The organism is Brucella gallinifaecis (genome assembly GCF_006476605.1).
Classification (GTDB): domain Bacteria; phylum Pseudomonadota; class Alphaproteobacteria; order Rhizobiales; family Rhizobiaceae; genus Brucella; species Brucella gallinifaecis.
Genome location: NZ_ML636816.1, coordinates 20,046 through 41,713, shown reverse-complemented (window position 1 = coordinate 41,713; position 21,668 = coordinate 20,046). Strand labels below are relative to the sequence as shown.

Sequence of the window (21,668 nt, the reverse complement as noted above, 5' to 3'; positions counted from 1 at the left end):
CAGTACTGTTTTCAGCGGTTGGCAGTAAAACGGTGCGCCAGCATAGCGATGATAATAATCGCGCCCTGCACGGCTGCGACGAGATATTCAGAAACCATGTCTGACAGAACCATGACGTTAGCGATAACTTCGAGAATGAGTGCGCCAGCCACGGTTCCTCCGATGCGTCCGCGTCCGCCGCGCAATAGCGTGCCGCCAATCACCACCGCGGTAATGACCTGCAGCTCCCAGAGTTGGCCCGTTGTTGGCGTGGCAGCTCCCAGGCGCGGTACATAACAGATAGCCGCAACAGCCACGCAAATGCCCTGAATAACATAAGCAAAGGTTCGCACAGCCGCGACGTTGACACCGGAAAAGCGGGCAACCTCCTCACTCGATCCGGCAGATGTAAGGCGGCGGCCAAACTTCGTTTTGTAAAGTAGGAATGCGCCAAGCATCACCACAACCAAGGTGATAAGAACCGGATATGGAATGCCGAACAGATTGCCAAAATAGACCGGGCGATAGGCCTCACGCAGACTGCGGTCGATCGGTAATGACCCTCCATCCGTCATGAAAGTGATAAAGGCTCTGAAAATACCCATAGTGCCAAGTGTTACGATGAACGGCTCTATACGTCCGAGTGTCACAATCAGCCCGTTGAAAAGGCCACAAAGTGCGCCCACAACAAGAGCAAGACTAGCCCCCATTGGGATTGCCCATGCACCATAAGCTGGCGCCAGATAGTTCATCACCATGATCATAATTCCGGTGACAAAGGCCATCATGGACCCGACCGAAAGGTCCAAACCACCCGATGAGATAACAAACGTCGCTCCAACCGCAATAATCGCGATGAAAGCGCTGCGTGTGATAACATTGATCAGGTTTGCAGAAGCTGTGAAATTCGAATTGACCATCGCTCCGAAAAACACAATCACCGCAAGCGCAATGAAAGGCGCAAGGTCAGCCCAGCGGATACGACGTCTCTTGTCAGCGGGTATGCTTGGTGTTGCCGCTTCGGCCATGTTTGTTCTCCCCCACATCTTCACTTCCACCAACAGTGGCGGCGTAGATGACATTTTTCTCATTGATTTCATCGCCGGTAAGCTCGGCAACGATCCTGCCAGCCCGCATTACGAGAACGCGGTCAGCAAGTCCTACCAGTTCCGGCATTTCTGATGAGATTATGATGCAAGCCTTACCAGCACGCACCATCGCATCGATAAAATGGTAGATCTGATCCTTGTTACCAATATCGATGCCGCGTGTTGGTTCATCAATAATCACGATCGCAGGATCGGCCAGCATTACTTTGGCCAGCAGCAGCTTTTGCTGATTGCCGCCGGAAAGTTTTCCCGCTTCAAGCTGAAGTGAGCGAACGCGGATATCATAATCCGCCACCACCTGCTTGAGGAGAGAAAGCTCTTGCTGCTTATTAAGGACAGTACCAGGATTAACTGCATCAAGCGCCTGAAGTGTCAGGTTGGGGCCGAGCTGCTCCTCCAGAAGCAGGCCTTTTCCTTTTCGATCTTCAGTCAGATAGACAAGACCAGCATCCATCAATGTGCGAACCGAGCGATGCTTGATTTCTTCGCCATTGACAATAACGCTCGCTGCCCGTGACGGACGAAGCCCCATCAGCCCTTCGATCAGTTCAGTACGGCCTGCGCCGATCATTCCGCCAATGCCAAGCACCTCGCCGGGCCGGGCATTGAAACTTACACAATCCGTACCATGATCCACCGACAGATCCGTGACTGAGAGAATGGGCGCATGCTCTGTCAGAGGACGTTTGTGAGGATAAAGCATTGCCAGTTCACGTCCGACCATCAGCTCGGCCATTTCACGCTGGCTGAGATTTTCGGCTGGCCATGTACCAATCATATGGCCATCACGCAGCACGGTGATCCTATCGGCCAGTGCCTGAACTTCATCAAGACGATGCGAAATATAGAGAACTGCCACGCCATGTTCGCGTAGCATCTTTATAATATCCAGCAGCGCTGCGACCTCATCATTGGCCAGAACTGCGGTCGGCTCATCAAGAATAACCACTTTTCGGTCATCCAGAAGCGCACGGGCGATCTGTACAAGCTGGCGCTGTGCAAGCGGCAATTCACCAACATGATCTTGCGGATGCGCTGCAGAGCCAACTCTTGCCAGAAGCTCAGTAGTGCGCCGGTTCATCGCGGCATCATCCACCATCGGACCGCGGCTAAGTTCGCGTCCGAGAAACAGGTTCTCCGCCACTGTCAGATCAGGGGCAAGCAGAATTTCCTGATGAACCAAAACGATACCGGCATCTTCTGCTTCAACCGCATTCCGAAATGCTGTCACCTTGCCGTCCAGTAACAACCGGCCTCGCGTCGGCTCGACATATCCGGATAACAGCTTCATCAGGGTCGACTTGCCAGCACCATTCTCGCCGATGATTGCGTGAACCTCACCCGCCCGGACATCAAGAGTGACATCAGACAAGACTGTGATCTGGCCATAGGTCTTACTCAGGCCTTCAGCCTGAAGGACTGCACTCGCCTGACTGGCGGATAATGCCGGAGATTGGGTAGAGAGGGCTGTTTTCATTCGAAAGCCGAAAGTAATCTGTCGCGCGAACGCTCTATATGAATGCGCATGGCATCATATGCCGCCTGCGGATCACCTGAACGGAATGCTGAAAGCAAGTTTTCGTGCTCTTCAAGCGCTTCCTGCGTTACGCGTGTGTGAAACATCAACCGGAAAATATGCAGATGGACATGCTGACTGGATAAAGCATTACGGATCAGGTCGTTGCCGCCAATATGTAGGATTGCATCGTGAAAATGCGCGTCTGCACGCGCAAAGCGTGAATAGCGCGTATTGCGATCAACAGGCGCATCGCCATTTCCCATATCAGCAGCGGCATTTTCAAGAAGATCCAGATCCTCAGGGGTCATATTGAGGGTCGCGAGCCGGGCCACTTCGGGTTCGACGAGCAAGCGGAATGCATAAAGGTCTTCGAACTGTTTTTTTGTCCATTGCGGTGATGCACTGTAGCCGACCAGATGCTCCTTACGCACAAGGCCTTCCCGCTCCAAGCGGCTCAATGCTTCGCGGATAGGCGTTTGAGAAACGCCAATCTCACGCGCCAGAACATCTATGGGAATGCGTGAACTGGGCGCAATCTCCAGGGACATCAGTCTATGATATATATTATCATAGACGCTATCGACCACGCTGCTCGGGCGAATAGGCATCCTCCTGGTTTCCCGCTCCGCTGTAAATGTCATTTAAATTCTCCAACGGCTTCTTGACATATTGCTGTTTATTGCAAATAAGATATCCTATGTCAAATACAATATCGTATACGATCCGATATAGGATTAAAATATGAAGCTTGCAGCAGAACGGCTCCGGGGGTTAGCGGTAACTCTCCTCGAAGCGAGAGACGTACCTACAGCCCATGCACGCCTCCAGGCAGATATTCTTCTAGAAGCTGAACTGCGTGGAATACCTTCGCACGGCTTGCAGCGACTGCCACTTATTCTTTCCCGATTGGACAAGGGGCTTGCCAATGCACAAAGCCGTGGAACCGGAACATGGCACAGGCGCTCCTTTCTCAGTGTCGACGGCGAGCGCGGCCTAGGGCCGGTAGTGATGATGCATGCAATGCAGGAAATGCAGCCCATTCTGAGTGAATCCGGCATTGCCATGGCTGCGATCCATAATGCCAATCATATTGGTATGCTGGCTTATTACGCAGAGGCCGCCGCCAAAAACGGTACAATTGGCATTGTGATGTCAACCAGTGAAGCGCTTGTTCATCCGTTTGGCGGCACTCAGGCCATGCTCGGGACCAATCCCGTCGCTATTGCAATTCCCTCGGGCGATCATCCCTTCACCCTTGATTTTGCGACCAGCATTGTTTCCATGGGCAAGATCAACAATCATGCCCTGCGCGGGGTGCCTATTCCATCCGGTTGGGCGGTTGATGCAGCAGGTCAGTCAACGACGGACCCTCAAGCGGCCAAAACCGGTGCTATCGCTCCATTCGGCGGCGCAAAAGGTTACGGGCTGGGTCTTGCCATTGAGCTTCTGGTTGCAGCACTTGCGGGTTCCGACCTTGCTCCAAAGGTGCGTGGCACGCTTGATGACATCCATGCCGCCAACAAGGGCGACCTTCTCATTCTGATCGATGTAGCGGCAGGCAATGGCAATATCTGCTCACTTGCATCCTATCTTGATCACTTGCGCAATTCCACTCCGTCCGATCCAGAAAATCCGGTCGCCATACCAGGTGATGGCGCACGTAAACGACGGGCGTCAATGGAGCGCTTGGGAATAGAACTTCCCCCAATGCTTTTAGAACATCTTTTGGCGCTCAAAGCAGCCTGAATTATTGAAGGAGATCTTTCATGAACCTTTTCGGCACATTGAGAGCGCCGCGTGAACTGCTCTTTGGCAGGGGGCAGCGGCATGCTCTTGGCAGCATTGCCGCCAAACTTGGCCGACGGGCATTGATCGTCACCGATATGCGCCTTGCTTCCGACGACAATTTCGTCACACTCATGCGACAGCTTGAAGAAGCAGGCATCATAATATTTGTAGATAGCACCACTTTGCCTGATGTTCCGGTCGATTCTGCTATAAGCAGCGCGGATGCTGCCCGCAGCTTTGCTCCTGATCTTGTCATCGGCATTGGAGGCGGCTCTTGTCTTGATATGGCCAAATGCTTGGCCCTGCTTCTCACCCATGGCGGACGACCACAGGATTATTATGGCGAATACGCTGTCCCCGGGCCTTTAATGCCATTAATTGCAATCCCCACCACTGCCGGCACCGGTTCGGAAGTGACGCCAGTCGCAGTGCTTTCTGATGCTGAGCGAAGCCTGAAGGTTGGCATTTCCAGCCCCTATCTCATTCCTACTGTTTCAATCTGCGACCCGGAACTCACTCTGTCATGTCCACCCGCCCTTACAGCAATTGCAGGTGCGGACGCGCTGACCCACGCGCTTGAGGCTTTCACAGCAATCAGACGCGATCCCATTCCCGGTATCGCCCAGCAACGCGTTTTCGTTGGCAAAAACGAACTGTCAGATCATTTCGCCTTGAGCGCTATCAAATTGCTGTGGCAAGGGCTTGAAGCGGCATGCGCAACCGGCAGCGATCACGCGGCGCGTGAAAAGGTCATGCTGGGCGCAACGCTTGCAGGACTGGCTTTTGGTGTAGCAGGAACAGCCGCTGCCCATGCCATTCAATATCCGGTAGGTGCTTTAACGCACACGGCACATGGTCTCGGTGTGGCCTGCCTTATGCCCTATGTTATGAGGTGGAATGCGCCAGTCATCCATGACGAACTTTCTCAAATAGCGCAAGTTATCGGGCTGGCAGAGCCTGACGAGGTCATTCCCGAATTTGAATCTCTGTTTGCACGCATAGGCATCCCGTCAACACTGCGTGAACTTGGGCTTGAAGAAAGCCGGATAGGCTGGGTAGCTGAACAAAGCATGGGCATCTCTCGCCTTATTCAGAACAATCCACGCCCCCTCAACCATACTGAAATGCACGATCTCGTCACCGCCGCCTATCATGGCGAGCGCTCATGCCCGAATTGAAAAGGATTTCTACCATGACGATTAATGCCAAATTCACCGGCTATGCCGCTCCGACCATGCACACTGAAGGTCTTTACATCGGCGGCAAATGGCATAAAGGCAATGGGATAGCCGTCACAGATCCGTCCACAGGTGAAAAACTCGGTGAAGTCGCCGACGCATCCGTCGCCGATGCAATGCACGCCGTGGATGCTGCGAATGCAGCAGCCTTGGCATGGCGCAACACCCCATCACGTCAACGCTCAGAAATCCTCCGCCGCTGGTTTCAACTGATGACGCAACATGCTGAAGAGCTTGCTTTGCTTGTCTCGCTGGAAAATGGCAAGGCACTGCCCGATGCACGCGGCGAAATTGCCTATGCAGCCGAATTTTTGCGTTGGTATGCGGAAGAGGCTGTGCGCATTCCGGGGGAATACCGGCATACGCCTTCCGGCTCTCACCACATCATTGTCGACCATGAACCAATTGGCATTGCAGTCCTTATTACGCCGTGGAATTTTCCCGCGGCCATGGCGACCCGAAAAATTGGCCCCGCTCTTGCTGCCGGATGTACAGTCATTCTCAAACCTGCTTCTGAAACACCCCTGACAGCTTACGCTATGGCACGCCTTGGCGAAGAGGCTGGCGTACCTGCGGGTGTTGTCAACGTGCTCACCACAAGCAATCCGTCTGCGGTCACAAACGCCATGCTCGCAGATCCGCGTGTGCGCAAGCTTTCTTTCACGGGTTCGACGGGTGTAGGCCGCACATTGCTTGGCGAAGCTGCAAAATCAGTAGTCAACTGTTCAATGGAACTCGGTGGCAACGCCCCCTTCCTTGTTTTCGATGATGCAGATCTCGAGGCCGCTCTCGACGGCGCTATGATCGCAAAAATGCGCAATGCCGGTGAAGCATGTACTGCCGCAAACAGATTTTATGTTCAGTCAGGTATACATGACGCATTTGTTGCCGGCCTTACAGCTCGTATGGAGGCACTCAAGGTTGGTGCCGGCTATGCCCCTGATACTCAGTGCGGTCCGATGATCACAAAAAATGCTGTTGTTAAAATCGACAGACTGGTATCGGATGCGCTCTCTTTGGGTGCACGCGCCACGACCGGCGGCAAACCCCTTGCAAAAAGCGGCTATTTTTATCCGCCGACAGTGCTCGAAAATGTTCCGGTCGATGCCGCGATCGCCCGTGAGGAAATCTTCGGCCCTGTTGCGCCAGTTTATAAATTCGAGAGCGAAGACGAGGCGGTCCGTCTTGCAAACAACACCGAATATGGACTTGCCGCCTATATTTACAGCCGCGACCTCAAGCAGGCAATGCGGGTTGGCAAGCGGCTTGAAACAGGTATGCTGGGCATCAACAGGGGATTAATGTCAGACCCTGCGGCACCTTTTGGTGGCGTCAAGCAAAGCGGCCTTGGCCGTGAAGGTGGTGTTACCGGTATTCTGGAATTCATGGAAGCTAAGTATTACGCAGTGGATTACTGATTTTTGAAGGAACGCCCCTTAATGTCCCAGGACTTTTATCGCATCCGAGACTTCGTGCCAGATTTCGATGCAATTGCTCAGGAGTTCACCGAGCAAAGCCGTGCCCTTTCAGCAAAGCAGAAGGTGTTGGCAGATATACGCTACGGTTTGCGGGAGCGGGAAGTTCTGGACATAATATTGCCTGACCGCCTTGCGCACGGCGCACCTATACATGTGTTCGTCCATGGCGGTTACTGGCGTTCAGGAGAAAAAGAGAATTACCGTTTTGTAGCCGCGCCTGTTCTGGCGGCTGGCGGCATTGCTGCCATTATTGAATATGATCTGATGCCAGATCAGCGTCTTGATGTTCTGGTCAATCAGGTGAGGCGATCCATATACTGGATTGAGGAAAATGCGGGGAAATTCGGCGCTGACCCACACAAAATAACAGTAAGTGGCCATTCGGCAGGTGCGCATCTTGCTTCATATCTATCAGCCATAGGCACTGCAGAAAGCACAGCGCCTGTTCTACCCACTATTAAAGGGCTTCTGCTCGTGAGCGGCCTTTATGATCTTTCGGACATCCCGAATAGCTTCTTGCGTGACGAGGCCAAAATGACAAGACAAGAGGCCGCGGACTGGTCACCACTAACCTCAAAGTCACTGCCATGTCCTCAGCGAATTATTGCGTTTGGAACGGAGGAAACAGCCCCTTTTCATGAACAGGCAGAAGCTTTCAAAACACGTCTTCATGCTCAAGATTACGCTTCAGAAGCGGTGCCGGTGCCAGGTTTCAATCATATGAACATAGTGTTGGATCTCGCAAATCCGGCTGGCCATTTGGGTAGCAGGCTCGCAGATATAGTCGCATCAAGCTAACCAACGCAAAGGGCCCGGTAACATGTTCCCAAAAAGGTTGTGAGGGCCTCCCCCTTCAGCTGCCATTATTTAGCAGAGTGTAGTAGGGGGTGCCCAAGGTTCTGCACATATCAGAAAACAGGCGTTGGTTGTTCAGGATCCAGAGCAGTCATTGCCGAATATGCTCGACCGGTTCTTAGAGTGCTGGTCTATATGCTTGTTATACTAGAGAAACGTATCATTCTTATAGATAAAGAGAGCTTCCGTCGCGCAGCCGCGCTCCGTGTAGATCAAGCTTTTTCAACACATTCTGTCCAAGTGCCTATAGGTTAGCGTAAGAAATGGATATGAGGCCGTTTATTATAAAGTGAGGTCTCAATATGTGCTTCGACACGGAAAACATCTCTCAATAGATGGTCTGTGATGACGTCTTCTGGCGCCCCTGATGCTACGATCCTCCCGGTCTGCATAATAATCAGTTCATCACAAAACATTGCTGCATGATTAAGGTCATGCATTGCGATAATACTCGTAACGGGCAAACTAGCCACCAAACGAAGCAAGCTCATTTGGTGTTGAATATCCAAGTGATTGGTGGGCTCATCTAGGATGAGTTCTCTGGGCGATTGTGCCAAAGCGCGGGCAATATGCGCCCTTTGCTTTTCGCCGCCTGATAGGTTTTGCCAGCTCTCATTGCGCTTATGCTGCATGCCCGTACGTTCCAGGGCATTTTCCACAGCATTGTCGTCATTACTTGTCCAGCCAGTAAACATGGAACGATGCGGTAAGCGCCCCAGCTTTACGACATCCGAGACTTTCAGATTGGCATTTGTAGTTGCATGTTGCTCCACGAAAGCTACGCGCTGAGCAATGTTGCGACGTGTAAAAGTGCTTATATTTTTATTATCTAACAGCACCTGACCAGAGTGTGGCGCTCGAAGGCCAGCAATCAGGCGTAATAAAGTGGTTTTTCCAGAGCCGTTTGGACCGAGAAGACCAAGCATTTTTCCGGATTTTACTTCAAATGAAATGCTGTCAATGATGGTTTTTCTGCCAACTTTCCAGGTTAGATTGTCGACTTTAATTGTCATGACACACGCTGAAACCGGTATAGAATGATAGAGAAGAATGGAACCCCAACAAGGGCTGTGACTACGCCAATGGGTAAAACCTGCTGTGGTATCAAGATGCGGGAAGCTATATCTGCAAGCACCATAAAGATGGCACCGCCTACAGCACATGCGGGCAGAAGCTTGACATGAAGCGGGCCGACTAAAAAGCGAGCAGCATGTGGCACGACCAGACCAACAAATCCAATTGATCCAACCATGCTAACGATGGTGGCTGTCATTAATGCAGTGAGCGCAAATAGCACGATACGGGCGCGCCCTACATTCACACCCAAGGATGCAGCTGCTTCATCTCCAAAGGCAAAAGCATCAAGAATATGCGCATAAAGGAGACAGGCGATAAGGCCAACGCTTATTATGATGGATACGAGCATGAATTCAGGCCAGCGCACGCCCCCAAAACTTCCCAACAACCAAAACATCACGTCGCGTGCCTGTTGCGCATTGCCTGATGTTGTAACGACATAAGCAGTCGCTGCATTGAATAGTTGGGAAGCGGCAACACCTGCGAGAATTGTCCGGTCCGCACCACCGCGCGTCCCGTTCGATAACAGTGCTACAAATAAAAACGCTGCAAAAGCACCGACAAAAGCACCAAGCGAGAGTGAAATTGCACCGGCTCCGATACCCATAATTACGACACCAACCGCTCCGGTTGAAGCGCCAGCAGATATGCCGAGCACATAAGGCTCAGCTAATGGATTGCGTAACAGTGACTGCATAATCGCGCCGGATAAGGCAAGACCCGCACCGCAGAAGACGGCTACAAGCGCACGGCTGAGACGATAATCCCAGATGACTGTCTCATGAATATGATTAAGCTCAATTGCCGTCCATCCAATACGGTTGGTTATGGCTGCAAATGTAGTATTCAGTGGGATCGGCAAGTCACCGATCCCAACGCTAATGCTTGTAACCAGAACAATTGCGGTTAGTGAGACCAACAGCAGAAGCGTGAAAACGCTCGCACGCCGCAGGTTGTGGCTTTTGGTGCTCACTTCAAAATACCAGACTCTTTCAATTGTTCTGCAACCTGCTCAGCACCATAAATGGTGCGGATGGTCGGATTCATTGCTTGTCCATCCATGACGACGATTGCTTTGTTTTTGACAGCCGGCATTTGGCTAACGACTGGATCTGTCGTTAAGAACTTAATTTTTGCTTCGGGCTTGTCGAGTTCCCAGCGGTTGCGATCGAGATTGGCGATCACAATAACATCGGGATTAGCGGCAATAATGCCTTCCCAACTCAGTGTTGGCCATTCGGCTTTGGCTTTAATGGCATTTTCACCGCCCAGCACATCTGCAATAAATGTGGAGGCGCCGTTACCACCGCCTAAATAGGCGTCCGCTGATGGAGATTGGCTTGAAAACCAGAATACATAGGAGAGCTTTTTATCTTCAGGAGAGACGCCAGCGCGCAGCTTTGCTTCACGAGCCTTGAAATCAGCTATCAGCGCTTGACCGCGAGCTTCAACGTCAAAAATTTTGGAAAGCTCATCAATTTCTTTATAAAGAAGATCCATATTCCATAGCTTGTCGCGGCTGCCATATTCGTCTTTGACTTCTTCAGTGCTCAGGCAAGTGCTTGGTGAAAGATAGGTTGGGATTGCAACCTTATCAAAATCCTCGCGCTTGGATACTTTACTGCTTGGGCCGATTAAGCTTGGAAGAGCAGCAGTCACAAAATCAGGGTTTTCTGCCAGAATTGTTTCAAATGTTGGGAATTCGACCGTCAGAAGTTTTACTTTTGCATTGGCTTCTGCAAGCTGTGGCAAAACTTTACTTGGCCAGAAGGCTGTACCTACCATGCGATCCTCTAAGCCTAAGAGTAGCATGATTTCGGCACTGTTCTGACCAAGGCCGATGGCACGTTCTGGTGCTTTTTCAAATGTAACACTTGCCCCGCAGTTTTCTAAAGTCAATGGATAATGCGTTGCTGCGGTTACTGGGTTTGGAGAAGCGATCAGGGCAAAAAGGCTAGACGCGGCTAGAAAACACTTCATTCGGGTCATGCAGCATTCCTCATTAGGGACATGTGATATAAGAGAGAAAACCTATTCAGATTTCCTATAAGCATGACATGGTTTTTATAACAAGACTGATATTATCATATTTATCGTTATGCTACGCTGTGTGACCGAATTGATTGCGTTATAGTTTTTTGCACTAATTTTCGGTTCTTAGCCTCGAATGCCATTAGTGATTAATATCCGAGAGCAGAATTTCTGCGTACAGGATTTGAGATATCGTTATACGAACATATGGCAATAGGTAAATTTTGCCATATGTCGAATTGTTACTGAGCATCTGTGTGAATTATTATGCAATTTGCGGTTCTGATCTAATATTAAGTGAATATGATTTAAATGATCTTTAGGAGTGATCTAACGGGTTGGTATTCCTTTTGGGCTGTCCGCCAATTGCCATTGATATTGCGCTTGAGGCTTTAATTACTGCATGAATTATTTCATTTGAAGAGAGTTGAGGTTCAGGAAGATTGCCGACTTTTGGAACAGTGAGGGCAGCAACCGCCACGCCCAAATGATTGAGTACGGGACAGCTGATATCTGTGACACCTGGTGCAATCCGACTCTGAGAAATTTCATATCCATCATTACGAATAGTATTCAACTCAGCCAAAACATCATCGCGATTGAGCTGAGGGTCAGCTGTCATCATGTTCGCGAGCATTTGTTCCATATTTTCAACATTCTGATGCGCAGCAATGGTTCGAGCAGAAGCAAAATGCCTGCTTATCGGGAAAGATGCACCGATTTTTACGCTCCATCCCATTAGAAGAGAATCGGGCTGAGCCTGAGCGACCACCATTAACCGATTTTGATGGCAGGTAACGAGATGACAGGAGCATCCTATAGCGGCCGCCAAGCTTTCCATCTGGATTGTTGCCACCTCAATGAGGCGGCGTGTGGGCGGGTGTATATGGGCCAGTTCAAAGAGTTTTAGCGTTAGCCTATAAGTCCCTTTAAGCTCATCTCGTGAAACGTATCCTCGAGCTTCCAGAGCGTTGAGAACGCGAAATATTTCACTCACCGATCGGCCGACCCGGCTCGCTACTTCTTTTTGCAGCAAGCCACCGTGTTCGGAGGCTAGAACCTCTAGGATATCAAGTCCTTTTTCCAAGGCCGGAACACGGTTTCCCGTATCTGTTTCAATCATAGCTCTTGACGCCTTTTATTCCATATATAGAATGAGCTCGACATATGTGAAATTTTACATATTGTCGAGGCACCAGAGGAGTGGTGCTTATGGGAGAGAAACATGCATAAAATTTTAAGGGCGGCAATTGCCGCTTCAGTAATCTCATTGCTGCCTGTTGTCGCGTCAGCGCAAACAGTCAATCTACGCGTTGCTCATGCGCTAGCACCAACTGAGCCAATCAATCAGGCAGTAGAAGCATTTGCGAAGGCTGTTAATGAGCGTAGTGAAGGTCGTCTAAACATCACGGTCTTTCCTTCTGAGCAGCTTGGTATCAATCGTGAGGTTTACGAACAGGTACGTCATGGTGCACCGATTATCCAGGTAGCTGATCCAGGCTTTATGTCTGATTATGTACCTGATTTTGGTGTTATGAACGGACCATACTTGTTGAATGCGCCAGAAGATTTCCAGAAGATACTGGATAGCAAATGGTATGATCAGTTGACCGGACGTGCGGCCGAAGCTGGTTTCCGACCATTGTCGTTCAATTACTTCTTCGGTAATCGTCATATGCTTGGCAACAAGCCGTTTAACAAACCGGCTGACCTTGCAGGCGTGACAATGCGTATTTCCCCGAATCCAATCTGGATTGAAACCTTTGCTGCTTTGGGGGCACGCGGCACACCTTTACCATGGACAGAAGTTTACAGTGCTCTTTCGCAAAATGTGGTTGAAGCCGTTGAAGCACCGTTGGGCTCTCTGGTTGGATCAAAACTGCAAGAACAGCGTAAAACCCTATCTTTGACTGGGCATTTCACAGCCTTTCTTGGTTTGGTCATGAGTGAAAAGATATTTAATTCACTGGACCCTGAATTGCAGCAGATTCTACAAGAAGAATCTGTGAAAGCGGGAACTTTTATGACCGAGACTACGCTCGCAAATGACCAGAAGCTGCTCGAGCAGCTTAAGTCTCAGGGAGTCACGGTCGTCGAAGATATCGATATTGCTTCATTTCGTGAAACAACTGCTAAAGTCTATGATGCTTTTCCGAAGTGGACACCCGGCGTCTACACTGAAATCCGGACAATTCTGGATTAAGCCATAATCGCGTGCGGGTTTGGAGCCTGTACGCATCTTTTCTAACAACGAGTTTATCATGACCCATCAGTCCGACACCAAGTCCGGGCAGAGCAGGATTCTGTTCGCCGATTTGATGTTAGAAGAGGTTTTGGCAACAATTGCTCTTCTAATTGTCATTCTTTCCGTTACCTGGGGTGTAGTGACCCGGTATGTGACTGCTACTCCAGCAAGTTGGTCGGGTGAACTGGCCAGTATCATGTTTGCATGGGCGGTATTTCTGGGATCCGCTGCAGCCTTTCGGCGCTCGGGGCATATTGCCATCGACAGTTTCCTGCATCTGGTTCCTGAACGTGTGGCTTATGCAATGCGTATTCTTGCTGCGTTTATTACGTTCGTCACGCTTTTTATAGTGACCTGCCTAGCAACCAACTTCACACTTTCCACCACCGATACACCGACGACCATTCTTCGCTGGCCCCAAGCCGTTATCTATGCCGCAGCTGCGGTTGGCTTTGGAGCTATGACTATTCGCCATACCATCGCCAGTTATGAAATGCTCTTTAAGAAGGCGTCAACGACATGATCATATGGCCGATTTTTCTGATGTTAGGTCTGCTTCTGTTGAGTGTGCCAGTTGCAATGGCCCTTATGGCGCCAAGCTTACTGTATTTCTATCTCGGTGGTGCACTACCGATTGATCTTTTTGCTCAGCGTATTGTCTCTAGCACGGAATCCTTTCCGCTTCTTGCGCTGCCCTTCTTTGTCATTGCCGGAAGTATCATGAATGCAGCTGGCATCACCCGTCGTTTGCTGTATCTGGCGGATGCCTTTGTTGGGCATCTTACCGGCGGTCTGGCACAGATTGCAGTAATTCTAGCGACTATGATGGGCGGCCTCACAGCGTCGGCCAATGCAGATGCGGCAATGTTGTCGAAGATGCTTGGTCCAACGATGATTGCAAAAGGTTATCCGCGTGGCTTCGCAGCCGCAGTCGTTGCGGCATCGTCAATCATTGTGGCGATGATCCCTCCTGGCATCGGCCTGATCGTATATGCGTTCATGGCGAATGTTTCTATTGGCCGCCTGTTTCTGGCCGGAGTCGTGCCGGGCTTGTTTATTGCAGTTTGCCTGATGATTACGGTGTTTTTCGTCTCGAAAGCCCGCGGCTTTAAGCGTGGTCGTGATCGTATGATGACAGGTCGGGAACTCTGGGTGGCTTTCAGGGAAGCTGCATGGGCGCTGACAGTTCCAGTCTTTATCGTGATCGGCCTGCGTTATGGTCTCTTCACGCCTACAGAAGCGGGTGCGATTGCCGTTATTTATGCAATCTTTATCGGCGTGGTTTGCCATCGTGAACTACATTGGAACCAGATTCCGACCATCATTCGTGACTCTGTAATGACCATCTCAATTGTCATGCTGATCATCTGTGCTGCATCGACATTTGGATATTATATGGTTTGGGAACGAGTGCCCGGTCAGATTGCAACAGCTTTGATTGCACTGACTGATAACCCCCTGTTTCTGCTTTTACTTATTAACCTAATGCTATTGGTTATCGGCATGTTTATCGAAGGTACAGCAGGGATTATTTTACTTACTCCCATCCTCGTTCCTGTTGTCACAGCGCTGGGCATCGATCCTGTTCACTTCGGTATAATAATGGTTTTGAACTTAACAATGGGCGGCATTACCCCCCCCGGTTGGTACATTATCGTTTACAGCCTCAAGTACTCTTAACACTCCGATTACCGAGACGTTTCTGGAATCTGTGCCTTTCTTAATTTGCATGTTCATTGTCTTGGCTCTGGTGACATTGATCCCCGCCATTTCCCTCTTTTTGCCATCACTTATGATTGGAGTCTGATGATGCACTCATCTTTCAAACAGGCATCGATTGCAGTAGACGAAAAGCAAGTTCTGCCGCTTTCCGGGCTTGTCGTACTGGACCTTAGCCAGTTTCTCGCAGGCCCCTCGGCGGCCCTTCGACTGGCCGATCTTGGAGCAGATGTCATTAAGGTTGAAAGGCCGGAAGGCGGTGACTTAAGCCGTCGCCTTTATGTCTCAAATCTTCAGGTCGATGGCGATAGCACGCTGTTCCATACAATCAATCGCAACAAGCGCAGTTTCTCGGCGGATCTCAAGAATCCGGCTGACGTAGAAAATGTGAAAACGCTTATTCGCCGTGCGGATGTGATGATCCAGAATTTTCGTCCAGGTGTCATAGAGCGGTTGGGGTTGAGTTATGACGATGTACGCATGATCAATCCGCGGCTGATTTATGGTTCCGTAACAGGGTATGGTGATGAAGGACCATGGCGTAATAAGCCGGGTCAGGACCTGTTGGTGCAGTCCATGTCGGGACTGGCATGGATGACGGGCGATTGCGGGCACCCACCGGTCGCCACCGGTGTTGCGGTTGCTGATATGATGACAGGTGCGCATCTTGCACAGGGTATTCTGGCCGCTCTGGTTCGTCGTGGTGTGACAGGACAGGGCGCTCGCGTTGACGTCAGCCTGATGGAATCCATCCTTGATCTGCAATTCGAGTTCTTCAGCACTTTCTTAAATGGTGACGGACAGGGACCGATGCGAAGTGGTATCGGGAGTGCCAGTGCTTATCTTAGCGCACCTTATGGAATTTATCCGACTAAGGATGGCTTTCTGGCTCTTGCTATGAACTCTCTGAGCAATCTTGCGCAGCTGTTGTCTATTCCGGAGTTGGCGACATTTGATCATCCCGAACGTATGTTTAATGATCGGGATGAAGCTAAAAAACTGATCTGGGATCGCCTTGTCCAGCGGTCGACGGCCGACTGGTTGGCCATTTTAGAACCGGCTGACATATGGTGTGCGCAGGTTATGGATTGGCCGACGCTTGTGCAGCACGAGGGGTTCAAGGCACTCGACATGTTGCAGGACGTCTTCACCAATACCGGCGCCAAAGTTAACACGACGCGATGCCCGATCCGCATTGATGGCCGTGTTCTGCGATCCGCCAAAGGTGCGCCCAAAATCGGCGAAGACAATGAATATCTCAAGCAAAAATACGAAATGGAAACGGCACGATGATTATCGAACGATATTTTGAAGACTATGCCATTGGCGAAACCAATGTAACCAGTGGACGAACTATCACTGAAGCCGATATCGTATTGCATGCGGGGCAGACCGGAGATTTCTTTCCGCACCACATGGATGCTGCGTGGTGTGCTACACAGCCATTCAAGCAGCGCATTGCCCATGGGACGCTTGTGTTTAGTGTCGGCATTGGTATGGCGGCAAGTGTCATCAATCCGCATTCCATGTCATATGGTTATGACCGCCTGCGTTTCATCGTGCCGACCTTTATTGGTGATACGATTCGTGTTCGCTCGACAATTATCGAAAAACGCGATCACAAGCGTCCGGAACAGGGGCTCGTGATCGAACAGGTCGAAGTTCTCAAGCAGGATGACTCGCTCGCACTGATCTGCAACCACATTCATATTGTGACGAGAAAGGAGGCTTGAATTGATCAGACTTTCTGTTCTTAATTGGAATAACCGGCGCGCCACGGCGCCTGTTGCAGCAGCAATACAGGCCTATCGCCGCGATCATCCCAATGTAGAAATCGAGCAGGTTATCCGTCCCTTAAGCGATTTTGAGCATCAGGGTATCGAGCAAGTGGCGAAGGAACATGACATCGTCATTTTTGATCACCCTTTTTGTGGCGCCATTGCCACGAGCGAATGCTTCCTGACGCTCGACGACAGGCTGCCTGAGCTGACATCTGCTTTAGCAAGCTCTTCTTATATTGGTCCGAGTCTTGAGACATATCGGTTCGCCGGGCATGTTTGGGGTCTGCCGATCGACGGTGCAACCCAGCATGCTTTGGTACGCAACGATCTTTTAGCTGAAATGAATGCTAAACTTCCAACAACATATGCCGATGTGCTGCAGCTTGGCAGGCAAGCTCGCGGTAAAGGGCTTTATCTGGGTACGCCTGTGCAAACCCCACATGCTCTACTGAGCGTATTTGCATATATGGCGAATTTGGGAAAGCCAGTTGAAGCAAGTGATAAACAATTGCTGGCAATCCCGGAGCACAGCTTTACACAGGCTTATGATGCCGTTCGTGCGATCCTTGATTTATCACCGCTGGAAACTTGGGGCTGGAACAGTATAGATATTCATGAGCAGATGGCCGTCCGCGATGATATTGTCTATGCGCCACTCGTTTATGGCTATGCGACATATGGTGAGCCGGACAATGTTAATCGTCTTGGCTTTGCAGCTTTTGCCGGAATAGCTGTTCCCTACCATGCCGGTACAGCCATTGGCGGTACGGCTATGGGAATTTCGCGCCACAGCGTCCAGCAGGATGCAGCACTGGCTTTTGCAAGCTATATGGCGAGCGATGTCATTCAAGCAAGCCTTGTTGCCGAACATCATGGGCAACCGGGTGGTCATTGTGGATGGACCGATGCGGACATGGATGCTCGTTATAATGGATTTTTCAGTTCCGTTATATCAACTGTGGAAGCAGCCTGGATCAGACCTCGCTTTCAAGGATATGTCGAATTCCAGCAACTGGGCGGTGAAGCAATCGCAAGATCTTTAGCAAATGGAGAAGATGCATCTGTTGCTAGACAGCGATTGCTTGAACTGGGAGGGCTTGAGCGTTGAATCTGATTCAATATCTAGACCAGAACGGTGAACGTGCGGTGGCCGTGGTTAATGATGGTGTTGCCCGTAAGGTAAACGGTTATACATCTGTTTATGCGATTGCCACTGCATCCTTGTCAGGCAAGGGGATAGGTAACACCATCAGGGAAGCTGGTCTGAGCGAAAATATTAATTACCTGCAGTTGCTGGATGACGGACGGTTACTTTCGCCTATCGATCACCCTGATCCTTCACATCTTTATCTTACAGGTACCGGCCTTACTCATCTTGGTTCCGCATCAACGCGTGATGCAATGCATAAGTCAGGAGTTGAACAGGATGAGGTACTCACGGACTCGATGAAAATGTTCCAGATGGGGTTGGAGCAGGGCAAGCCAGTTACCGGCACTAGAGGTGTCCAGCCGGAATGGTTTTACAAAGGTAACGGACATTGCTTAGCGGCTCCCTGCTCGGAACTTCGTTCTCCCGCCTTTGCACTTGATGCAGGTGAAGAACCTGAAATTGCCGGTATTTATATCATAGATGCGGATGGAAATCCTTGCAGGCTTGGCTTTACACTCGCGAATGAGTTTTCTGATCATATCACGGAACGAGCAAATTACCTTTATCTCGCCCATTCCAAGTTGCGTCCTTGTTCCATTGGTCCTGAACTAAGGCTGGGTGCCCTTCCTGCCCATATCGAGGGAACATCACGCATTCTTCGCGAGGGAAAAGTCTTTTGGGAAAAGCCATTCTTGTCGGGCGAAGACAATATGAGCCATTCAATAGCCAATCTTGAGTATCACCATTTCAAGTATGGTTTGTTTCGCCAACCAGGTGATGTGCATGTTCACATGTTTGGAACTGCTACGCTTAGTGTTGCGGATGGGATCGTTACAAAAGTTGGTGATATTTTTGAAATTGAGGCTCAGGGGTTCGGATTGCCCTTACGAAATACAATTGGCTTTGACCCAGATTATTCTATGCCAGTAATCGATATCGCTTAAAAGCCAAGTCGCCTGAGTGTGCACTTTGTGTGCTGATGCTCAGGCGATACAGAAAACATAAGGATAACACTTTAAATCCAATTGTAGCATTCTTTATAATGATTTTATTCATTTTGCCGACATCTGGTCGTACTTTATTTTATACATACATATGACAGAAATGGTTTTTTTGGACATATGTTTTTTCTAATTACGGAATATCGGCTTTGCACGCCATTTAGAAATTAATACAGCACGCTCACGCACACCAAAACGGTCGCCAATTATCATGCTGTCAACGTCCGCAGGGCTATCAAACTGCATTGGGCACAATTCTGATTGATGATTTCGTTGTCAAATATCTCAAAAAGCGAACCTTTGCTTTTTCTTTAAGGATCTTCAACTCATCGCTGGAGATCATGTTGGTGGCTGGCTTGCCAATACAATTAATCGATCGGACTTACTCCTGAACGAAGCTCTGTATTTGCGTGAATTCTGCATCAGAATTGGATTGCCCGATGTGATCGTGGGGATTGACAATAACCTTTTCCTTGAATAAAACTCGAACCAACAAAAGTGCATTAAATTCACATTTGTTGGTTCGAGTATCTTAGGGAGGAAAAGAATGCTCAATCGTCGTAATATACTCATGGCTTTCACGGCCATCTCAGCTTCATTGATGTTGCCATCACTTGCTTTGGCCGAGGGGCTTAAAATCGGCTTTAGTCAGGTAACGTTGCAGTCGCCATTTTATGTTCAGTTAAAAGAAGGGGCTGAGGCAGCGGCTAAGGCTTCGGGCAATACGCTCGTGTTTCTTGATGCCAATGGTGATGTGAGCAAGCAGAACAACGATATTCAAGATCTCATCACGCAGGGCGTGGATGCGATCATCATCAATCCAGTTAACCCGGACGCTGTTGTGCCCTCACTGGAAGCTGCAGTGAGTGCGCAAATACCCGTGATCACAGTAGACCGCAGCGTTAATGGCGATGGTGTGAGTGCACATATTGGTCGTGATAATAAGAAAATGGGTCAGCTCGTTGGTGAAGCTGTTCTTGCAAAGCTGAAAGCTGATGGCATTGAAAGTGCCAAGATCATTGAAATTCAGGGTGATGCCGGCGGCGCCGTTATGATGGATCGCCGCGATGGTTTCCATAAGGCGATTGAAGGCAGCAAGCATATAATTGTTGCCGGGCCTTATGCCGAATATATACGGGCAAATGCCGTTACTGCGATGCAGGATTTGCTACAGGCCAATCCTGATGTGAAGGTTGTGTATGCACATAATGACGACATGGCGCTTGGTGCATTGCAGGTTTTGCAGGAAACTGGGCGGAGTGACGTTTCGGTTGCAGGTGTCGACGGTTTGTCGGAAGCCCTTGAGACAATGTCGAAAGGTGATCATTACATTGCAACGGCGCTTAATGATCCGAAATATCTTGGTGATGTGACCATTCAGGTTGCGGTTCAGGCGGCAGCTAAGAAAGACGTGCCAAAATTTGTAGATGCAGGAACAGCCGTTGTCACAAAAGAGAATGTGAGCAAATTCCCGCATGAGAGTCTGTTTGCCGAATACCGGCCAGAGGCGCTCGCAAAGTAATCATTAAAATTGTCGGTGCTCTTTCACCGGAGCACTGCATAAACCGGGTCGCTGGATTGAAAATCAGCGGCTCGCATGGCTTGCCTTTGTCCGGTTCCAGCCAAAAGTTCCAAGTAAAATATCAAATTCACTCAGGATTTTTCCCATGCGTGCAGCAGTATTATATACTCCCGGCGATATTCGTATCGAAGATGTACCCGTCCCAAAGGTGCGCCCTGGGCACGTCATTTTGCGGGTTGCGTCTGTTGGTGTTTGCGGGTCTGACTTGCCGCGTATGCTTATCAAGGGCGCACATAAGATGCCCATTATCTGCGGGCATGAATTTTCCGGGCATATTACTGAGATAGGTGATGGTGTTGACGGTTTTGCACTGGGTGAGCTGGTGGCCATTCCTCCAATGTTGCCTTGTCGGAAATGCGATCAATGCCAAAAAGGCCAGTTTTCACGTTGCCGCGATTATGATTATTTTGGATCGCGCAGAGATGGTGCCTATACGGAATTTGTCTGTGTTCCGGTCGAAAATCTTCTCAAGACACCGCAAGATCTCGATCCTCGTGCTGTCGCAATGACCGATCCTGCATCCATTGCGCTGCATGCTATCTGGAAAGCGGGCAGCGTTACGATCGGGCAGCGCGGAGCGGTTATCGGCTGTGGGCCAATTGGCCTGTTTGCGATCCAGTGGATGAAACTGATGGGGGCAAGCGAAGTCGTTGCAATCGATGTTTCACAGCAAAAGCTTGATCTTGCTCGTGAGGCGGGAGCTACGCATACATTCTTGCCCGGTGAGGAAATCCCCGCAGATTTGCTTTGCGAAATCATTGTCGAAGCAGCTGGCCACCCTTCATCAATCAATGCGGCTGTGAAACTGGCTGCTCCGGGCGGCCATGTTGTCTTCATCGGCATACCGGTATCGGATGTCACGCTGGATAACAAAACCTTTCAGCATTTTTTGCGTCAGGAAATCTCGTTGCACGGCTCGTGGAATTCATTCGGTGCTCCTTATCCGGGACCGCAATGGACCGTGGCACTGGATAAGCTGGGAGCGGGCGATCTGAAGTGGGAATTCATGATCAGCCATGATCTTGATCTCGCTGAACTGCCGGAAATGTTCGAGAAATTCAAATCTGACAAATCGATGTTTTTCTCTAAAGTCATGTTTCGTCCCTGAGCATCAGC

21 protein-coding genes are annotated in these 21,668 nt (G+C 50.0%); 14 read left to right on the top strand and 7 right to left on the bottom strand.

The features are described from left to right. Positions 1-11: 11 nt before the first annotated feature. The 3 genes from FHY56_RS16420 to FHY56_RS16410 are packed head-to-tail and all read right to left on the bottom strand — an operon-like array spanning position 12 to position 3,248. Entirely contained in the window at positions 12-1,007 is a 996-nt protein-coding gene (locus FHY56_RS16420) for an ABC transporter permease (RefSeq protein WP_140906229.1), read from the bottom strand. After that, complete coding sequence (locus tag FHY56_RS16415; RefSeq protein WP_140906227.1) at positions 973-2,565, bottom strand: sugar ABC transporter ATP-binding protein; 1,593 nt, start codon at positions 2,563-2,565, stop codon at positions 973-975. Before FHY56_RS16415 ends, FHY56_RS16420 begins: the two co-directional genes overlap by 35 nt. Next, positions 2,562-3,248, bottom strand: a complete 687-nt coding sequence (locus tag FHY56_RS16410; RefSeq protein WP_140906226.1) for a GntR family transcriptional regulator — start codon at positions 3,246-3,248, stop codon at positions 2,562-2,564. Before FHY56_RS16410 ends, FHY56_RS16415 begins: the two co-directional genes overlap by 4 nt. Before the next feature lie 100 nt (positions 3,249-3,348). Here FHY56_RS16410 and FHY56_RS16405 point away from each other — a divergent pair, with 100 nt between their 5' ends. Genes FHY56_RS16405 through FHY56_RS16390 form a run of 4 tightly spaced genes read left to right on the top strand, consistent with a single transcriptional unit; the run spans position 3,349 to position 7,909 of the window. Next, complete coding sequence (locus FHY56_RS16405; RefSeq protein ID WP_140906225.1) at positions 3,349-4,353, top strand: Ldh family oxidoreductase; 1,005 nt, start codon at positions 3,349-3,351, stop codon at positions 4,351-4,353. Between the two features lie 20 nt (positions 4,354-4,373). Further along, on the top strand, positions 4,374-5,573 hold the full coding sequence (locus tag FHY56_RS16400; RefSeq protein WP_140906224.1) for an iron-containing alcohol dehydrogenase: 1,200 nt from the start codon (positions 4,374-4,376) through the stop codon (positions 5,571-5,573). 14 nt (positions 5,574-5,587) lie between these two features. Further along, the gene (locus tag FHY56_RS16395) at positions 5,588-7,051 is read left to right on the top strand and encodes an NAD-dependent succinate-semialdehyde dehydrogenase (protein ID WP_140906223.1); all 1,464 of its coding nucleotides are present in this window, start codon (positions 5,588-5,590) and stop codon (positions 7,049-7,051) included. A 21-nt stretch (positions 7,052-7,072) separates the two neighbouring features. Next, positions 7,073-7,909, top strand: coding sequence for an alpha/beta hydrolase (locus FHY56_RS16390; RefSeq protein WP_140906222.1), 837 nt, complete (start codon positions 7,073-7,075; stop codon positions 7,907-7,909). 308 nt (positions 7,910-8,217) lie between these two features. Here FHY56_RS16390 and FHY56_RS16385 read toward each other — a convergent pair whose 3' ends face one another. The 4 genes from FHY56_RS16385 to FHY56_RS16370 form a co-directional block, all read right to left on the bottom strand. Further along, positions 8,218-8,979, bottom strand: coding sequence for an ABC transporter ATP-binding protein (locus tag FHY56_RS16385; protein WP_140906221.1), 762 nt, complete (start codon positions 8,977-8,979; stop codon positions 8,218-8,220). Then, positions 8,976-10,016: a FecCD family ABC transporter permease gene (locus tag FHY56_RS16380; protein ID WP_140906220.1), complete on the bottom strand. Its 1,041-nt coding sequence runs from the start codon at positions 10,014-10,016 to the stop codon at positions 8,976-8,978. Before FHY56_RS16380 ends, FHY56_RS16385 begins: the two co-directional genes overlap by 4 nt. Beyond that, positions 10,013-11,032 (bottom strand): ABC transporter substrate-binding protein, encoded by a 1,020-nt coding sequence (locus tag FHY56_RS16375; protein WP_140906219.1) that lies wholly within the window; start codon positions 11,030-11,032, stop codon positions 10,013-10,015. The genes FHY56_RS16380 and FHY56_RS16375 overlap by 4 nt, the downstream gene beginning before the upstream one ends. Positions 11,033-11,393: 361 nt before the next feature. After that, entirely contained in the window at positions 11,394-12,197 is an 804-nt protein-coding gene (locus FHY56_RS16370; protein ID WP_140906218.1) for an IclR family transcriptional regulator, read from the bottom strand. Positions 12,198-12,299: 102 nt separating this feature from the next. On the opposite strand from FHY56_RS16370, the gene FHY56_RS16365 reads away from it, so the two are divergent. The 10 genes from FHY56_RS16365 to FHY56_RS16325 all read left to right on the top strand — a co-directional run bounded on the left by FHY56_RS16365 (position 12,300) and on the right by FHY56_RS16325 (position 21,660). Then, positions 12,300-13,277, top strand: a complete 978-nt coding sequence (locus tag FHY56_RS16365; RefSeq protein ID WP_140906217.1) for a C4-dicarboxylate TRAP transporter substrate-binding protein — start codon at positions 12,300-12,302, stop codon at positions 13,275-13,277. A 58-nt stretch (positions 13,278-13,335) separates the two neighbouring features. Further along, positions 13,336-13,842 carry a TRAP transporter small permease gene (locus tag FHY56_RS16360; RefSeq protein ID WP_140906216.1) on the top strand — a complete coding sequence of 169 codons (507 nt, stop codon included), beginning with the start codon at positions 13,336-13,338 and terminating at the stop codon, positions 13,840-13,842. Further along, positions 13,839-14,999, top strand: a complete 1,161-nt coding sequence (locus tag FHY56_RS16355; RefSeq protein WP_210240063.1) for a TRAP transporter large permease — start codon at positions 13,839-13,841, stop codon at positions 14,997-14,999. Before FHY56_RS16360 ends, FHY56_RS16355 begins: the two co-directional genes overlap by 4 nt. Before the next feature lie 7 nt (positions 15,000-15,006). Further along, complete coding sequence (locus tag FHY56_RS18410; RefSeq protein ID WP_376890501.1) at positions 15,007-15,126, top strand: hypothetical protein; 120 nt, start codon at positions 15,007-15,009, stop codon at positions 15,124-15,126. Beyond that, a complete protein-coding gene (locus tag FHY56_RS16350; protein ID WP_235889529.1) occupies positions 15,126-16,331 on the top strand; it encodes a CaiB/BaiF CoA transferase family protein in 1,206 nt (401 codons plus the stop codon). Before FHY56_RS18410 ends, FHY56_RS16350 begins: the two co-directional genes overlap by 1 nt. Further along, positions 16,328-16,771, top strand: coding sequence for a MaoC/PaaZ C-terminal domain-containing protein (locus FHY56_RS16345; RefSeq protein WP_140906215.1), 444 nt, complete (start codon positions 16,328-16,330; stop codon positions 16,769-16,771). Before FHY56_RS16350 ends, FHY56_RS16345 begins: the two co-directional genes overlap by 4 nt. A gap of 1 nt (position 16,772) precedes the next feature. After that, positions 16,773-17,927: an ABC transporter substrate-binding protein gene (locus FHY56_RS16340; RefSeq protein ID WP_140906214.1), complete on the top strand. Its 1,155-nt coding sequence runs from the start codon at positions 16,773-16,775 to the stop codon at positions 17,925-17,927. Further along, positions 17,924-18,913: an AraD1 family protein gene (gene araD1, locus FHY56_RS16335; RefSeq protein WP_140906213.1), complete on the top strand. Its 990-nt coding sequence runs from the start codon at positions 17,924-17,926 to the stop codon at positions 18,911-18,913. Before FHY56_RS16340 ends, araD1 begins: the two co-directional genes overlap by 4 nt. A gap of 604 nt (positions 18,914-19,517) precedes the next feature. Next, entirely contained in the window at positions 19,518-20,492 is a 975-nt protein-coding gene (locus FHY56_RS16330) for a substrate-binding domain-containing protein (protein ID WP_140906212.1), read from the top strand. A 145-nt stretch (positions 20,493-20,637) separates the two neighbouring features. Continuing rightward, complete coding sequence (locus FHY56_RS16325) at positions 20,638-21,660, top strand: galactitol-1-phosphate 5-dehydrogenase (RefSeq protein ID WP_140906211.1); 1,023 nt, start codon at positions 20,638-20,640, stop codon at positions 21,658-21,660. Positions 21,661-21,668 lie beyond the last annotated feature (8 nt).

Bases quoted from the DNA above. Each gene is read 5' to 3' on its own strand.
- FHY56_RS16420 (WP_140906229.1), bottom strand. From the start codon at position 1,007: ATGGCCGAAGCGGCAACACCAAGCATACCCGCTGACAAGAGACGTCGT.
- FHY56_RS16415 (WP_140906227.1), bottom strand. From the start codon at position 2,565: ATGAAAACAGCCCTCTCTACCCAATCTCCGGCATTATCCGCCAGTCAG.
- FHY56_RS16410 (WP_140906226.1), bottom strand. From the start codon at position 3,248: ATGACATTTACAGCGGAGCGGGAAACCAGGAGGATGCCTATTCGCCCG.
- FHY56_RS16405 (WP_140906225.1), top strand. From the start codon at position 3,349: ATGAAGCTTGCAGCAGAACGGCTCCGGGGGTTAGCGGTAACTCTCCTC.
- FHY56_RS16400 (WP_140906224.1), top strand. From the start codon at position 4,374: ATGAACCTTTTCGGCACATTGAGAGCGCCGCGTGAACTGCTCTTTGGC.
- FHY56_RS16395 (WP_140906223.1), top strand. From the start codon at position 5,588: ATGACGATTAATGCCAAATTCACCGGCTATGCCGCTCCGACCATGCAC.
- FHY56_RS16390 (WP_140906222.1), top strand. From the start codon at position 7,073: ATGTCCCAGGACTTTTATCGCATCCGAGACTTCGTGCCAGATTTCGAT.
- FHY56_RS16385 (WP_140906221.1), bottom strand. From the start codon at position 8,979: ATGACAATTAAAGTCGACAATCTAACCTGGAAAGTTGGCAGAAAAACC.
- FHY56_RS16375 (WP_140906219.1), bottom strand. From the start codon at position 11,032: ATGACCCGAATGAAGTGTTTTCTAGCCGCGTCTAGCCTTTTTGCCCTG.
- FHY56_RS16370 (WP_140906218.1), bottom strand. From the start codon at position 12,197: ATGATTGAAACAGATACGGGAAACCGTGTTCCGGCCTTGGAAAAAGGA.
- FHY56_RS16365 (WP_140906217.1), top strand. From the start codon at position 12,300: ATGCATAAAATTTTAAGGGCGGCAATTGCCGCTTCAGTAATCTCATTG.
- FHY56_RS16360 (WP_140906216.1), top strand. From the start codon at position 13,336: ATGACCCATCAGTCCGACACCAAGTCCGGGCAGAGCAGGATTCTGTTC.
- FHY56_RS16355 (WP_210240063.1), top strand. From the start codon at position 13,839: ATGATCATATGGCCGATTTTTCTGATGTTAGGTCTGCTTCTGTTGAGT.
- FHY56_RS16350 (WP_235889529.1), top strand. From the start codon at position 15,126: ATGATGCACTCATCTTTCAAACAGGCATCGATTGCAGTAGACGAAAAG.
- FHY56_RS16345 (WP_140906215.1), top strand. From the start codon at position 16,328: ATGATTATCGAACGATATTTTGAAGACTATGCCATTGGCGAAACCAAT.
- FHY56_RS16330 (WP_140906212.1), top strand. From the start codon at position 19,518: ATGCTCAATCGTCGTAATATACTCATGGCTTTCACGGCCATCTCAGCT.
- FHY56_RS16325 (WP_140906211.1), top strand. From the start codon at position 20,638: ATGCGTGCAGCAGTATTATATACTCCCGGCGATATTCGTATCGAAGAT.